Below are 14845 nucleotides of genomic sequence, written 5' to 3' on the forward strand. Positions count from 1 at the left end.
GCGGCCCAACAATGTTGCTTTACTCGAATAAAACATTCGCTATACGAAACCGCGATTACTGAGCGATAGCCGCGGAGCAGCTGCATGTCCCAAGGATCCGACATCGAAATAGCGCGTCATGCGAAACTGAAGCCTATCACCGACGTCGCCGCAAAATTTGGAATTCCGGCAGACGCTCTCATTCCCTACGGCTGGACCAAAGCAAAGGTCACCGCGCAGTATCTTGAAAGCATCCAATCCTTCAGCAACGGCCACCTGATCCTCGTCACGGCGATCAGCCCGACGCCAGCGGGCGAAGGCAAGACGACGACGACGGTCGGCCTCGGCGACGGCCTCAACCGCATCGGCAAGAAGGCGATCATGGCGCTGCGCGAGCCGTCGCTCGGACCGTGCTTCGGCGTCAAGGGCGGCGCCGCCGGCGGCGGTTACGCCCAGGTCGTGCCGATGGAAGACATCAACCTGCATTTCACCGGCGACTTCCACGCCATCACCAGCGCCCACAACCTGCTTTCCGCGCTGATCGACAACCACATCTACTGGGGCAACGCCCTCGGCATCGACCAGCGCCGCGTCGGCTGGAAGCGCGTCCTCGACATGAACGATCGCGCGCTGCGCTCGATCGTCAACTCGCTGGGCGGCGTCTCGAACGGCTTCCCGCGCGAGGACGGCTTCGACATCACGGTCGCCTCGGAAGTCATGGCGATCCTCTGCCTGTCGAAGGATCTGAAGGATCTCGAAACCCGCCTCGGCAACATCATCGTCGGCTACACGCGCGACAAGAAGCCGGTCCGCGCCCGCGATCTCAAGGCCGACGGCGCCATGACGGTACTCTTGAAAGACGCGCTGCAGCCGAACCTCGTGCAGACGCTCGAGAACAACCCCGTGTTCATTCACGGCGGTCCGTTCGCCAACATCGCGCATGGTTGCAACTCGGTGCTCGCGACGACGACGGCTCTGAAGCTCGCCGACTACGTCGTGACCGAAGCCGGCTTCGGCGCTGACTTGGGCGCGGAGAAGTTCTTCGACATCAAGTGCCGCAAGGCCGGCCTCGCGCCGTCGGCGGTCGTCATCGTCGCGACGGTGCGCGCGCTCAAGATGCATGGCGGCGTCGCCAAGGATGATCTCAAGGCCGAGAACGCCGCGGCGGTGGCCAAGGGCTGCGAGAACCTCAAGCGCCACATCGAGAACGTCAACAAGTTCGGCGTTCCGGCTGTCGTGGCGGTGAACAAGTTCATCACCGACACCGACGCCGAGATCGCGGAAGTGCAGAAGGCCGCCGAAAGCATGGGCACGAAGGCGTTCCTGTGCACGCACTGGGCCGACGGCGGCAAGGGCACGGAAGACTTGGCGCACCACGTCGTCAAGGTCATCGACGAGGGCAAGGCGAACTTCAAGCCGCTCTACCCGTCGGAAATGAGCCTGCGCGACAAGGTGAAGACGATCGCGACGGAAATCTATCGTGCCGCCGACATCTCTTGCGACGCAAGCGTCGAGACGCAGTTCAAGGACTTCGAAGCGGCGGGCTTCGGACACTTCCCGGTCTGCATGGCGAAGACGCAGTATTCGTTCTCGACCGATCCCAACAAGCGCGGCGCGCCGACCGGCCACATCGTGCCGATCCGTGAGCTGCGGCTCGCGGCCGGCGCCGAGTTCATCGTCGTCGTGACGGGCGAGATCATGACCATGCCCGGCCTGCCGAAGGTTCCCTCCGCCGACAACATCCGCCTCGACGACAAGGGCCTCATCCAGGGCCTGTTCTAGGTCGCTTATCGGCGGCACTGTGCTGCCGCTGAATTGAGCAGCCTGCGTAGTTGCTCGGCAATCTGATGCCGCGAAGACTGTCATCACGCAGTCTTCGCGGCATTTTTTCAATCTGGCCCAGACTTTGCGATGCGCTCGAAAGGAGATCGCGGAGGAGGGCAACTCGTGCGCACAGCGTTCGACGAAATGAACGGCTTCGGCGGCGAAGTGCGCGCGCCCTATCGCGCCTTCGTCGAATGGCTGGGTGTTCAGCACATGAACACGCTGAGCCAGAAAACCGCCGAGGCCGAAGTCCTGTTCCGCCGTTCGGGCATCACCTTCGCAGTCTACGGCGATGAGGCCGCTGCCGAACGCCTCATCCCGTTCGACATTTTTCCGCGCATTATCTCGGGCGAGGAATGGCGCAAGCTCGAGCTGGGAATCGAGCAGCGCGTCCGGGCGCTGAACGCGTTTCTATACGATATCTATCATCGCCAGGACATTCTGCGAGCCGGCATCGTTCCCGAAGAACTCGTCATTCAGAACGCCGCCTTCCAGCCGGAAATGATTGGCGTCGATCCGCCGCGAAGCGTCTACAGCCATATCATCGGCATCGATCTCGTGCGCACGAATGAAGACGAATTCCTCGTGCTGGAGGACAACACGCGGACGCCGTCGGGCGTCTCCTACATGATCGAGAACCGGGAGACGATGATGCATCTCTTCCCGGATCTGTTCAGCCGCAACCGCGTGCGCCCTGTCGAAAACTATCCCGATGCGCTGATGAAAACGCTCGAAAGCGTCGCGCCGAGCAACCTCGATGCGGAGCCGAACGTCGCGCTGCTGACGCCCGGCATTTTCAATAGCGCCTATTTCGAACATTCATTCCTCGCCGACCAGATGGGCATCGAGCTCGTCGAGAGCAGCGACCTCATCGTGATCGACGGCCTGCTCCGCATGAAAACGACTGAAGGCCTGAAGCGCGTCGACGTCCTTTATCGTCGTATCGACGATACGTTTCTCGATCCATTGGTGTTCGATCCCTCGTCGCTCCTTGGCGTTCCGGGGCTGTTCGACGTTTATCGTTCAGGCCGCGTGACGATCGTCAACGCGCCGGGCGCAGGCATCGCGGACGACAAGGCGATCTACAGCTATATTCCCGCGATCATCGAATTCTATACCGGCAAGCCTCCGATCCTCGGCAACGTCGAGACTTACAATTGCCGAGACGCGGAAAGCCTGAAGTACGTCTTGTCCCGCTTGCCTGAACTCGTCGTCAAGGAAGTTCATGGCTCCGGCGGATACGGAATGCTCGTCGGACCGCGTTCGACGGCGGAAGAGATCGCCGCGTTCCGCGCAAAAATTCTGGCCAATCCCTCCAACTATATCGCGCAGCCGACGCTCGCGTTGTCGACAGGCCCGACACTTGCCGGCTCCGCCGTTTCGCCGCGCCATCTCGACTTGCGGCCGTTCGTGCTCGTCGGCGACCGCGTGCGCTTGATCCCGGGCGGCTTGACGCGCGTGGCTTTGAAGAAAGGCTCTCTCGTCGTCAACTCCAGTCAGGGAGGCGGCACGAAGGATACGTGGGTGCTTCAGGAATAACGCGCGCATGCTTGGACGAACTGCAAACGATCTCTATTGGCTCTCCCGTTACATCGAGCGCGCCGAAAATATAGCGCGCCTGCTGGAGGTCGGTTACCGCATCGTGCTTCTGCCGCGCGAGGGCGAAGGCTTTCACGAGGAGTGGCGATCGACGCTCGAAAGCGCGGGCTGCATGCAGGGATACATGCTGCGCCATGGCGATCTCGTCTCGCGCAAAGTCATCGACTACATGCTGTTCGATACGTCGAATCCGTCGAGCATCGCGGCGTGTCTCGCAAGCGCGCGCCGCAACGGACGCGCGCAGAGAACGTCGCTAACGCGTGAGATGTGGGAAAGTCTGAACAGTTCGTGGCTCGAATTCCAGGCCATAAAACCCGCGACGATCACGTCGAACTCGTTGCCGGAGCTGCTTGACTGGGTGCGTGCCCGTTCAGCGCTCTATCGCGGCGCGATGCTGAACACGATCCTGCGCAACGACACCTTTTACTTCGGCCAGATCGGCACCTTTATCGAGCGCGCCGATAGCTCCGCGCGCATTCTCGACGTCAAATACTATCACCTGCTTCCATCGAGCGAGATGGTCGGAAGCGGAACGGATAATTTCCAATGGTCGGTGCTGTTGCGCTCGGTATCGGCGCATCGCAGCTATCGTTGGGTGTTCAAGGATCAATACCGCCCGCCGAAGATCGCCGACTTCATGATTCTCAATCGACAGATGCCGCGTTCGCTACGCGCCTGTTACGATGAGTTGACCGTCGCGCTCCGTGATCTCGCCGCGCTTTATGGCGCGCGCCACGAATGCCATGCGACCGTCGAGGCGACGCGCGACCTGCTGCTCGAAGCCGATATCGAAACCGTGTTCCAGTCCGGGCTGCATGAATTCGTTCAGGACTTCATCGGCCGTAACAGCAGGCTCGGCAACGAAATCTCTGCCGCTTACCATTTCATCGATTGAGGCCTGCTCCATGCGCATCTCGATTGGCCACGTTTCGCGTTACACGTACAGCGAAGCGACGAACTATTCGATCATGGCGCTCCGGCTGACGCCGCCGTCGTTTCTCGGTCAGCGCGTTGTCGACTGGCGGATTATTGCGCCGGGCATCGATTCCGCTCACGCGTTTCGAGACGGCTTCGGAAACGTCGTGCATCTTGCGAGCTCCGTCGGCCGGCAATCCGAATCGCTCATCATCGCGAAAGGGGTCGTGGAGACTGAGGATTGCGCCGGCATCGTTCGCGGCCTCAAGGAAATCGCACCGTTGACGGTCTACCGCCGCCAGACCGCAAAGACGGCAGCCAACGATGACATTCGCAGCCTCGCAAGCGGAACGAAAGCAGCCGCCGGCGTGAGCGGCATGCATGAGCTGATGACCGCCGTTCGTAAAGCCATCGACTACAGGACGGGAGCAACGAACAGCCACACCACCGCGGCCGACGCCTTGCGCGATGGCGCGGGCGTCTGCCAGGACCACGCCCACGTCTTCATTTCCGCGGTGCGCTCGCTGGGCATCCCGGCGCGCTACGTCAGCGGATACCTGATGAGCGGCGGCGACGCGCCTGCAGAGGCCAATCATGCCTGGGCGGAAGTCTGGATCGAAGACCTCGGCTGGGTCGGCTTCGACCCGGCCAACGGCGTCTGCCCGACGGAGCTTTACGTTCGGCTCGCCGCCGGCCTCGACGCGACGTTCGCAGCACCGATCCGCGGCATGCGTCACGGCATCGCCGAGGAAAGGCTTGACGTGATCGTTGAAGTTCAGCAGCAGATCAGTCAACAGCAATAGCTGCCGGCCGGAGACGACGAATGACGTATGCCGTGGCGCTCAATCTCGAGCGGGGTTTGGTTTTTGCCTCTGACACACGAACGAATGCGGGGTTCGACAACATCGCGCAGTATCGCAAGATGCAGATCTGGCGAAAGCCCGGCAATCGCGTCTTCGTTCTGTTGAGCGCCGGTAACCTTGCCGTCACGCAAACGGTCGTCAACCTTTTGAACGAGCGGCTCGACGACGAAGAATCGAACGTGCCCAATCTCTACAACGCCGCCAACATGTACCGGGCGGCGCGCATCGTCGGTGACGCGATCCGCGAGGCCCGCCGCATCGACGGCGCCGCGCTGGAGGCGGCTCGTGTCGGCTTCAATACGCATTTCATTTTCGGTGGCCAGATCGAGGGTGAAAAACCGCGCCTTTTCCAGGTCTATCCGGAAGGCAACTTCATCGAGTCGACCAGCGACACGCCGTTCTTCCAAATCGGCGAGCACAAGTACGGCAAACCGATCCTCGATCGCGTCGCCCGCGCCGACATGCGCCTCGGCGAAGCCGCGAAAATCGTTCTGCTCTCGTTCGACTCGACGCTTCGGTCCAATCTCTCCGTCGGCATGCCGATCGACCTCGTCGTCTATGAGCGCGACGCCCTCGACATCACACGCGAGATCCGCATCGGCCCGGACGACGCATACTTCCGTAAACTGTCGAATGCCTGGTCGGAGGCGCTGCGGCAGGCCGTGACGACCATCGACGAGTTCAAGGTCTAACCTTCCCGTCCTCACGAGGGCGCTCGCCCGCCCCTCCCCGAATGATTAACGTGAGGTTCCAACGGCTCCGATGCCTGCGGCTGATACGGCGTCGCGCGGTCAATTCGCCCTCTGTTTCGCACCCGCGCAAAACTCTAAACGCACTTGTCTATGCACATCGAATGCGCTTGTTCGCTCGCTTCTCCGACGTAAGTAGGATTAGATAAGCGAACGCTGCGCGGCAGTGGGTTTGCCGGAAGGAGTGCGATGGGTCTCGCGACGCTCAAAGACTATCTGTCGGACTGGACGCTGGACGGTCGCACGCGCAGCCACGTCGCGGACACCGTGCTGGCCTTGGCCGAGACGAGCATTCGGATTTCCGAGCTGGTCGCGCGCGGATCACTTGGCGGCCGACTAGGTCAGATCGTTTCGAAGGCGGGCGAGTTCGACGAACAGAAAGAAATTGATCTCCTGACGAACGGCATGATCGCCGAGGCACTGAAGGCCGCGCCGGTCGCAGCGTTGGCCTCGGAGGAATCGGAGCACCCGATCACCTTGAATCCCGACGCGCCTCTGCTGGTTGCGACGGATCCGCTCGACGGCTCTTCGAACGTCGATGCCAACGTATCGTTCGGGACGATCTTTTCAATTCTGCCGCGTCATCCGGCATCCGTCGGCGAAGCGGCGTTCCTGCGGCCCGGATCGCATCAGCTCGCAGCGGGCTTCGTCGTTTACGGACCGCACACGGCGCTGGTCCTGACCGTCGGCCTCGGAACCCAGATCTTCACGCTCGACCGCAGCACCAACACGTTTCACATGACGTCGCGCAATGTTTCGATGCCGGCAGAAACGACCGAATACGCGATCAACTCATCGAACGCCCGCCATTGGGACGATCCGATCCGCATCTACATCCACGATTGCGAGAATGGCGCCAACGGACCATGCGGCCACGATTTCAATATGCGTTGGACGGGCTCGCCCGTTGCCGACATCTTACGCATCCTGACGCGCGGCGGCATTTATCTTTATCCCGGAGACCGGCGCAAAGGCTTCCATCAGGGCCGCATTCGCCTGATCTACGAAGCCAATCCGTTCAGCTGGCTGATCGAGCAGGCGGGCGGCAAGGCGACGACCGGCCGCGATCGCGTGCTCGATGTTGTCCCGTCGTCGCTGCATCAACGGACACCGCTGATTTGCGGCTCGCGCTACGAGGTCGATCGTGTGGTGCGCATTTACAGCGGCCAGGAATTCAAAGGCGATCGCTCGCCGCTTTTCGGACGCCGCGGTTTGTTCCGGGCGCTACCATGATCGCGTCCATCCCTTCCCCTGCAATGACGGTTTGAACTCCGCCGATGTCAATCAAGCATCCCATCATCTCGGTCACCGGCTCGTCGGGCGCTGGCACATCGTCAGTGCGCCATACCTTCGAGTACATTTTCCGCCGCGAGCAGGTGAAAGCCGCGTTCATTCAGGGCGACGCCTTCCATCGCTACAATCGCGAGGATATGGACGCGGCAATGAAGGCGGCCGCTGAGCGCGGCAACCACCACTTCAGTCATTTCGGCGCCGAAGCCAATTTGCTGGAAGAGCTCGAGCAGCTGTTCCGCACCTATGGCGAAACCGGAACCGGCAAAACGCGCGTCTATTCGCACAACGCCGAGGATGAACGGACGAGCGGCGCGGCCATCGGCACGTTTTCGCCTTGGACGCACCTGGAGCCCGACAGCGATCTGCTGCTCTACGAAGGTCTGCACGGCGCGATCGTGACCGACAAGGTCGACGTGGCACGTTATGCCGATCTGAAAATCGGCGTCGTGCCGGTGATCAATCTCGAGTGGATTCAAAAGATCCAGCGCGATCGGTCCGAGCGCGGCTACACGACTGAGGACGTCACGCAGGCCATCCTGCGCCGTATGCCGGACTACGTGGAATACATTTGCTCGCAGTTCGCCCATACGGACATCAACTTTCAGCGCATCCCGACGGTCGATACGTCCAATCCCTTCATTGCCCGCTGGATTCCGACGCCTGATGAATCGATGGTGATCATTCGGTTCAAGGAGCCGCGCGGGATTGATTTCGCCTATCTCTTGTCGATGCTGCACGATAGCTTTATGTCCCGCGCCAACTCGATCGTCATTCCGGGCAGCAAGCTCGATCTGGCGATGCAGCTCATTCTGACGCCACTCATTTTGCAGCTCGTCGAGCGCCGCCGTCGCGCGCTTTGACGCAGCCGGCACGAAGACAAGAACGAAGATTGGAAGGTTATCCGTGACCCGCCCCGTTTTGATCGCTCCGTCCATCCTGTCGGCCGACTTCGGCAAGCTCGCCGACGAAATCCGCGCCGTCGACGCGGCCGGAGCCGACTGGATTCATTGCGATGTGATGGACGGCCACTTCGTTCCCAACATCACGTTCGGGGCGCCGATCATCAAAGCCGTGCGCGGCGCATCGAAGAAGATTTTCGACGTGCACCTGATGATCGCGCCCGCCGATCCCTATCTCGCCGACTTCGCCGCCGCCGGAGCCGACATCATCACCGTTCACGCCGAAGCCGGACCGCACCTCGACCGCTCGCTGCAGGCGATCCGCGCGCTTGGCAAAAAGGCGGGCGTATCGCTCAATCCCTCGACGCCGGAAAACGTCATCGAATATTGCCTCGACCGTATCGATCTCATTTTGCTGATGTCGGTCAATCCGGGTTTCGGCGGCCAGTCCTTCATTCCGTCGGCGCTCGAAAAGATCCGGCGTGTGAAGGCGATGGTTGGCGCGCGCCCGATCGACATCGAGGTCGACGGCGGTGTCACGCCCGAAACCGCGCCCGAAGTCGTCAAAGCCGGAGCCAACGTCCTCGTCGCCGGGTCCGCCGTATTCAAGGGTGGATCTGAGAAAAGCTACGCTGCGAACATCGCCGCGATCCGCAACGCGACGAAGTCCGTCTAACCAATCTTTCCATCATGGCCGGTCCGATAGTCTCCGCGCCGCTGCCGATCGATGCCGTTCTTGGTGACGTGCGCAATGCGCTCCGCACGCACGGAACCGGCGTCCTCGTTGCGGCGCCCGGCGCCGGTAAGACGACGGGCGTGCCGCTGGCGCTGCTCGATGAGCCTTGGCGCGATAGCGGCAAGATCATCGTCCTCGAACCGCGCAGGATCGCCGCGCGCGCCGCTGCCGAACGGCTTGCAGCCGCGCTCGGCACACGCCTTGGAGATCGCGTCGGCCTCAGAGCAAGGCTCGCATCGAAGACGAGCGCCAACGTCGCCATCGAGGTGGTGACCGAAGGCGTCTTCACGCGCATGATCCTCGACGATCCGGAGCTTTCCGGCGTCGCCGCCGTTCTGTTCGACGAATTCCACGAACGCTCGCTGGATGCCGATCTCGGCTTGGCGCTGGCGCTCGACACGCGCGGCGCGTTGCGGCCTGACTTGAAGATACTGGTGATGTCCGCAACGCTTGAAGCTTCTCGCGTTGCGAAGCTCCTGGGCGACGCGCCGGTCATTGCCAGCGACGGCCGCACGTTCCCGATCGAGACGCGCCATATCGGACGTCGCGCGCAGCGCATTGAGGACGACGTTGTCGATGCGGTCCGTCGCGCGCTCGAACGCGACACGGGCTCAGTTCTCGTGTTCCTGCCGGGCCAGGGCGAGATCACGCGCGTTGCCGAACGCCTGCGCGCGCTCGATCTTCCGGTGACGATCGACATCGCGCCGCTCTACGGCGCGCTCGATCCAGCGACACAGGACCGTGCGATATCGCCCGCGAATGCCGGGCATCGCAAAATCGTGCTCGCGACATCGATCGCCGAAACCTCGATCACGATCGAAGGCGTGCGCGTTGTCATCGACAGCGGCCTGGCGCGCGTCCCGCGCTTCGAGCCGGATGTCGGCGTGACGCGGCTCGAAACCGTGCGCGTTTCGCGCGCGTCCGCCGATCAGCGCCGAGGACGTGCGGGCCGAACCGAACCCGGCATTTGTTATCGGCTCTGGGATGAACCCGAGACGCAAGGCCTCGTCCCGTTCGCAGAGCCCGAAATCCGCGTCGCCGATCTTTCGAGCCTGCTTCTCGATTGCGCCGAATGGGGCGCGAATGATCCGCGATCGCTTGCCTGGCTCGATCCCCCAAGCGAGGGCGCGCTGGCGGCCGCGCGATCCGGACTGCAGGCCATCGGCGCGCTCGACGACGAAGGACACATCACACAGGAAGGACGGCGGCTCCGCGCGCTGCCATTGCCGCCGCGTTTGGCGCGTATGCTGTTGAAGGCTGGAGAACTCGGCGCGGCTGAGGGCGCTGCCGAGCTTGCGGCCGTCCTCGTCGAACGCGGCATCGGCGGCAACGATCTCGATATCGCGACGCGGCTTGAAAATTTCCGCCGCGATCGCTCCCGTCGCTCCCAAGACATGCGGGCGCTCGCTCGCCAGTGGGCGCGTGCGGCGACGACGAACCCGAAAGACGACACGTTATCGCCTGCCGAATTGCTCGCCCTCGCCTATCCGGAACGGATCGCGAAAAATCGCGGCAAGCGCGGCAGCTTTCTGCTGGCTAACGGCCGCGCCGGTTTGCTCGATACGGCCCATCCGCTCGCAGGCGCGCCTTATCTGGTCGTCGCGGAATTGCAGGGCCGTGCCGCTGCAACGCGGATCATGCTGGCAACGGCAACGGACGAAGCGGAAGTTTCGGTCTTTGCCGGAGATCGCATCGCGAGCGACGACGCGCTGGCATTCGATAAGGACTCCCGTTCGGTCAAAGCCCGGAGCGTCCGCCGCCTCGGCGCGATCGAACTCCGAAGCGAGTCGCGCCCCGTTCGTTCGGATGAAGACTCGGCGCCTGTCCTCGCAAACGGCGTCGCGCAACTCGGCATCGGAAATCTGCCGTGGTCGAAGGCGCAGCTTCAATTGCGTAACCGCGTCGGATTTCTGCGCGCCAACGATGAAAGCTGGCCGGACCTGTCCGATGCTGCGCTTGCCGCAACCGTCGACGAATGGCTCCAACCTTATTTGTCCGGAAAAACGCGCGTTTCGGAAATCGACGCGTCGACGCTCGAGCAGGCGCTTACTTCGGCGCTTCCGTGGCTGATGCGCCAGCGTCTCGACGCCGAAGCGCCGACGCATTTCGAAGCTCCGACCGGAAACAGTCACGCGCTCGATTACGAGAGCGCCGCCGCTCCGGCGTTGCACATCCGTGTGCAGGAACTGTTTGGCTTGAAGGAGCACCCGGCGATTGCGCGCGGCCGCTTGCCGTTGACACTCTATCTGCTGTCGCCCGCGCATCGGCCGATCCAGATCACGCGCGACCTGCCGGGTTTCTGGGCAGGATCATGGGCGGCGGTCAAAGCCGACATGCGCGGCCAGTATCCGAAACACGTCTGGCCCGACGATCCGGCGAACGCGACACCGACGTCGCGCGCCAAGCCGCGCGGCAAGTGAGCGAACCGTCAGCCGTAATATGACCGATACCACGCAACGAAACGTGCAATGCCCTCTTCCAGCGGCGTCGCCGGCTTGAAGCCGACGTCGCGCACGAGATCGTCCACATTGGCGAACGTCGTCGGCACGTCGCCCGGCTGCATCGGAAGGAAAATCTTCTTCGACTCGCGGCCGACCGAGCGCTCAATCGCGGCGATGAAATCCATCAGCTCGACCGGATTGTTGTTGCCGATATTGTAGACGCGGTAGGGCGCCATCGACGTCGCCGGATCGGGCTTCTCGCCGCTCCAGTCCGGATTTGGCGTCGCGATTTTGTCCGCTGTCCGCAGCACGCCCTCGACGATGTCGTCGATGTACGTGAAATCGCGCGCATGATAGCCGTTGTTGAAGACTTCGATCGGCTCGCCCGCAAGAATCCTCCGCGTGAATTTGAACAGCGCCATGTCCGGACGCCCCCAAGGCCCGTACACCGTGAAGAACCGCAGCGCTGTTACCGGAAGCTGGTAGAGGTAGGCATACGTGTGCGCCGTAAGCTCGTTCGATTTCTTCGTTGCCGCATAAAGGCTCAGCGGATGATCGACGTTGTCGTGAATGCTGAACGGCATCGCGGTGTTCGCGCCGTAGACGGAACTCGACGACGCGAGCACGAGATGCTTGACGTCATTATGCCGGCAGCCTTCGAGAATGCTCTGCGTGCCAACGATATTGGACTCGATATACGCGCCCGGATTTTCCTGGCCATAGCGAACGCCGGCCTGTGCCGCGAGGTGAATGACCTTGTCGGGCCGTTCCGATTGAAACAGCTCCGCCATTGCCGCGCCGTCAGCAATGTTCAGGCGATGAAATGAAAACCCGTTGCGTCCTTCGAGCTTTGCGAGGCGCGCTTCTTTGAGCTTCGGATCGTAGTAATCGTTGATGTTGTCGACCCCGATGACGACATCGCCGCGTGCGAGCAATCGCTCCGCCGTATGGAAGCCGATGAAGCCCGCAACCCCCGTCACCAGAAATTTCATGCGATCAGTTCTCCTGCCTGCAGGGGTTTAGGTTGTCGTGAGCCAGCGCGCAATCGCGCGCCCGGCTGCAGCATCCGGTGAATGCGTCTTCCCAGAAAAAAGTTATCCCCGGCCTACCGGGCGGCCGTATTTTGAAGGCCGAGGAGAGGTCTTTGGGATTTGTACTGCATATGAACGACACGCCGAACCTTGCGCTGCCCTATATTCTGCCGGCTCAGGCGCAGAAGCATGTGACGCACAACGAGGCCATCCGCGCCATCGATGGCCTGATGCAGCTCTCCGTCGCGAGCCGGACGCTGACCGCGCCCCCAGAGTCGCCCGCCAATGGCGACCGTTACATCTTGGCGGCTGCGGCCACCGGCGGCTGGACGGGCCACGATGGCGAGGTCGCGGCATATCAGGACGGAGCATGGGCGTTCTACGTACCCAAGGAAGGCTGGCGCGCGTGGTGCGCAGCCGAAGGCGCCCTGCTCGTCTATCGCGCTGGCGCATGGTCTCCGCTATCGAGCGGCGACGGCGACCTTCCGGATGCATTCGATAACCTGACGCACGCCGGCATCAACACAACGGCCGATGCCACCAACCGTCTGTCGCTGAAATCTCCCGCAAGTCTCTTCGACAACGAAGGTGCGGGACATCAGCAAAAGATCAACAAGCATGCGAGCGGCGACACTGCGTCAGTGCTGTATCAGACCAACTATTCCGGCCGCGCCGAAATGGGCCTCACGGGCGACGACGATTTTCATTTCAAGGTCAGCCCGAACGGCTCGACGTGGTTCGAGGCCATGAAGATCGATCGCAACACCGGCCGGGTCTCGTTCCCAACACTCGGCGGCCCGCGCGAGGTTCTGGCGGCGAACCGAACCTACTATGTCCGCTCCGATGGCGCCGACACCAACACCGGCTTGGCCAACACATCGGGCGGCGCTTTCAAGACGCTTCAAAAAGCCATCAACGCCGCGTGCGCGCTCGATTTCAGCCTGTACTCCGTCACCATCAGATTGGCCGACGGCACCTATACGCCGGGCAAATTCTCGGTCCCGACGAACGGCAAAATTATCATCGACGGCAATGCGACGACGCCTGCGAATGTCGTCGTCTCAGGATCGACCCCCATCGAGGTCGCCGCCGCTTGCGACGTCACGATTCAGAATTTCGAGGCGCAGGGATCGTCCTATGCGTTGCGCACAGCAGCCCCAGGGGCCGCGCTGACGATCGGCGTCGGAATGCGCTGCACCGGATCGGGCACGGCGATCTCGGTCAACAAGCTTTCTTCCGTCAGCAGCAACGGCGGCTCGCTGTTGATCTCCGGTAACAAACCGAGTTGGCTGATCGCTGTCGAAAACTGCTCCGTGCAATTGTTCTCCATGACGATCACGTTCTCGGGGACGCCTGCGTGGTCGAACGTCGGCATCAGCTTCGCGATCGGCGCTGCGATCTACATGTGGAACGTCACGATGAGCGGAGCCGCCACGGGCTCGCGATATTACGGCACCACGAACGCGGTGCTGCATTCGAGCGGCGCCGGATCGGCATCGACCTATTTCCCTGGCGATGTGAACGGCATCACCGACAAGGGCGCGCAGCAGCTTTAGAGGCAACCCCGGACGGAGGGCCCGTCGTACACCTGGAGTTTGAGCGGCCGTGCTGATGCATCTCGAAGCGTTATGGTAAAGAATTGAACGGCATTTTGAGTTAAGTCATTGTTTGCCCAGAGATTGCGCGTTGGTACCGGCCTGCGCTACGACCAAAGTCGAATTTGGCAGTGTTGCCACACCGGGCATGAGTGCCCGAAATGGCAGCTCGCAGATCGTGGTTTGTGCAGTGGTAACCTGGCCCGCGCAGGCAAATGCCCGTTGCTCTGGAGGTGAAATTTGCCCGTACCGGCACGTATCTTGATCGTCGACGACCATCCGCTGTTTGTCGAAGCCCTGCAGCGAGCCATCGTCGGCGCGTGTCCCGACACCGAGACCCGCGATGCCGTTTCGATCGATGCGGCGAAGAAGGTTCTGGAGAGCAAGACCCCGTTCGACATCGTCTTGCTTGATCTGGCGCTGCCCGGAACGCGCGGCTTTGAAGGCCTTCTTGAACTCAGAAAGCTGCATCCGAGCTTGCCGATCGTTGTCGTGTCGGCGCTGGAAGATCCGCGCATCGTCCAGGACGTCATGCGCTACGGCGCCGCCGGATTCATCTCGAAGTCCGCCGACCGATCCGAAATCGCATCCGCGCTGAAGGATGTCATGGAAGGCTCGCTGACGCTTCCGAAAGGCTACAAGCCTCCCGAAGCGCCGACCAACGCCGAAGCGCGCGGCGATCTCGTGCATCGCCTCAAGATGCTGACGCCGAAGCAGTTGAGCGTGCTCCGCATGCTCCGCCAGGGCTTGCTCAACAAGCAGATCGCGCACGAGCTTCAGATCGAGGAAACGACCGTCAAGGCGCACGTCTCGGAAATTCTGCGCAAGCTCAACGTCTCGTCGCGAACGCAAGCCGTCATCGAGGCGCAGAAGATCGATTTTGAAGCCGTCCTCGGCGAGACGGACGATAAGGCCTGACGT

Annotated in this window: 12 protein-coding genes; 11 read left to right on the top strand and 1 reads right to left on the bottom strand. The window is 62.0% G+C overall.

The genetic code is table 11. From position 1 onward, the window contains the following. Positions 1 to 84: 84 nt before the first annotated feature. From HYPGJ_RS12970 to hrpB, 9 genes are all read left to right on the top strand, one after another. A complete protein-coding gene (locus HYPGJ_RS12970) occupies positions 85 to 1761 on the top strand; it encodes a formate--tetrahydrofolate ligase (protein ID WP_046847520.1) in 1677 nt (558 codons plus the stop codon). A 165-nt stretch (positions 1762 to 1926) separates the two neighbouring features. Then, a complete protein-coding gene (locus tag HYPGJ_RS12975; RefSeq protein ID WP_101536155.1) occupies positions 1927 to 3342 on the top strand; it encodes a circularly permuted type 2 ATP-grasp protein in 1416 nt (471 codons plus the stop codon). A gap of 7 nt (positions 3343 to 3349) precedes the next feature. Continuing rightward, entirely contained in the window at positions 3350 to 4297 is a 948-nt protein-coding gene (locus HYPGJ_RS12980; protein WP_046847522.1) for an alpha-E domain-containing protein, read from the top strand. 10 nt (positions 4298 to 4307) lie between these two features. Then, on the top strand, positions 4308 to 5120 hold the full coding sequence (locus tag HYPGJ_RS12985; protein ID WP_046847523.1) for a transglutaminase family protein: 813 nt from the start codon (positions 4308 to 4310) through the stop codon (positions 5118 to 5120). A gap of 20 nt (positions 5121 to 5140) precedes the next feature. Further along, the gene (locus HYPGJ_RS12990; protein ID WP_046847524.1) at positions 5141 to 5872 is read left to right on the top strand and encodes a peptidase; all 732 of its coding nucleotides are present in this window, start codon (positions 5141 to 5143) and stop codon (positions 5870 to 5872) included. A gap of 246 nt (positions 5873 to 6118) precedes the next feature. Then, positions 6119 to 7162 (top strand): class 1 fructose-bisphosphatase, encoded by a 1044-nt coding sequence (locus tag HYPGJ_RS12995; protein ID WP_046847525.1) that lies wholly within the window; start codon positions 6119 to 6121, stop codon positions 7160 to 7162. Positions 7163 to 7206: 44 nt separating this feature from the next. After that, positions 7207 to 8082 (top strand): phosphoribulokinase, encoded by an 876-nt coding sequence (locus HYPGJ_RS13000; RefSeq protein ID WP_046847526.1) that lies wholly within the window; start codon positions 7207 to 7209, stop codon positions 8080 to 8082. A gap of 43 nt (positions 8083 to 8125) precedes the next feature. Further along, positions 8126 to 8797, top strand: coding sequence for a ribulose-phosphate 3-epimerase (gene rpe / locus HYPGJ_RS13005; RefSeq protein ID WP_046847527.1), 672 nt, complete (start codon positions 8126 to 8128; stop codon positions 8795 to 8797). A 14-nt stretch (positions 8798 to 8811) separates the two neighbouring features. Then, positions 8812 to 11277 carry an ATP-dependent helicase HrpB gene (gene hrpB / locus HYPGJ_RS13010; protein WP_046847528.1) on the top strand — a complete coding sequence of 822 codons (2466 nt, stop codon included), beginning with the start codon at positions 8812 to 8814 and terminating at the stop codon, positions 11275 to 11277. Between the two features lie 8 nt (positions 11278 to 11285). Here hrpB and HYPGJ_RS13015 read toward each other — a convergent pair whose 3' ends face one another. Continuing rightward, entirely contained in the window at positions 11286 to 12290 is a 1005-nt protein-coding gene (locus HYPGJ_RS13015) for an NAD-dependent epimerase (protein WP_046847529.1), read from the bottom strand. A gap of 170 nt (positions 12291 to 12460) precedes the next feature. Between HYPGJ_RS13015 and HYPGJ_RS13020 the strand changes: the two genes are divergently transcribed. Both HYPGJ_RS13020 and HYPGJ_RS13025 read left to right on the top strand, forming a co-directional pair. Further along, positions 12461 to 13885 carry a DUF2793 domain-containing protein gene (locus HYPGJ_RS13020; RefSeq protein WP_046847530.1) on the top strand — a complete coding sequence of 475 codons (1425 nt, stop codon included), beginning with the start codon at positions 12461 to 12463 and terminating at the stop codon, positions 13883 to 13885. Between the two features lie 279 nt (positions 13886 to 14164). Then, the gene (locus HYPGJ_RS13025) at positions 14165 to 14842 is read left to right on the top strand and encodes a response regulator transcription factor (protein WP_046847531.1); all 678 of its coding nucleotides are present in this window, start codon (positions 14165 to 14167) and stop codon (positions 14840 to 14842) included. Positions 14843 to 14845: the final 3 nt, after the last annotated feature.

Source organism: Hyphomicrobium sp. GJ21, assembly GCF_001006785.1.
Classification (GTDB): Bacteria; Pseudomonadota; Alphaproteobacteria; order Rhizobiales; family Hyphomicrobiaceae; genus Hyphomicrobium_B.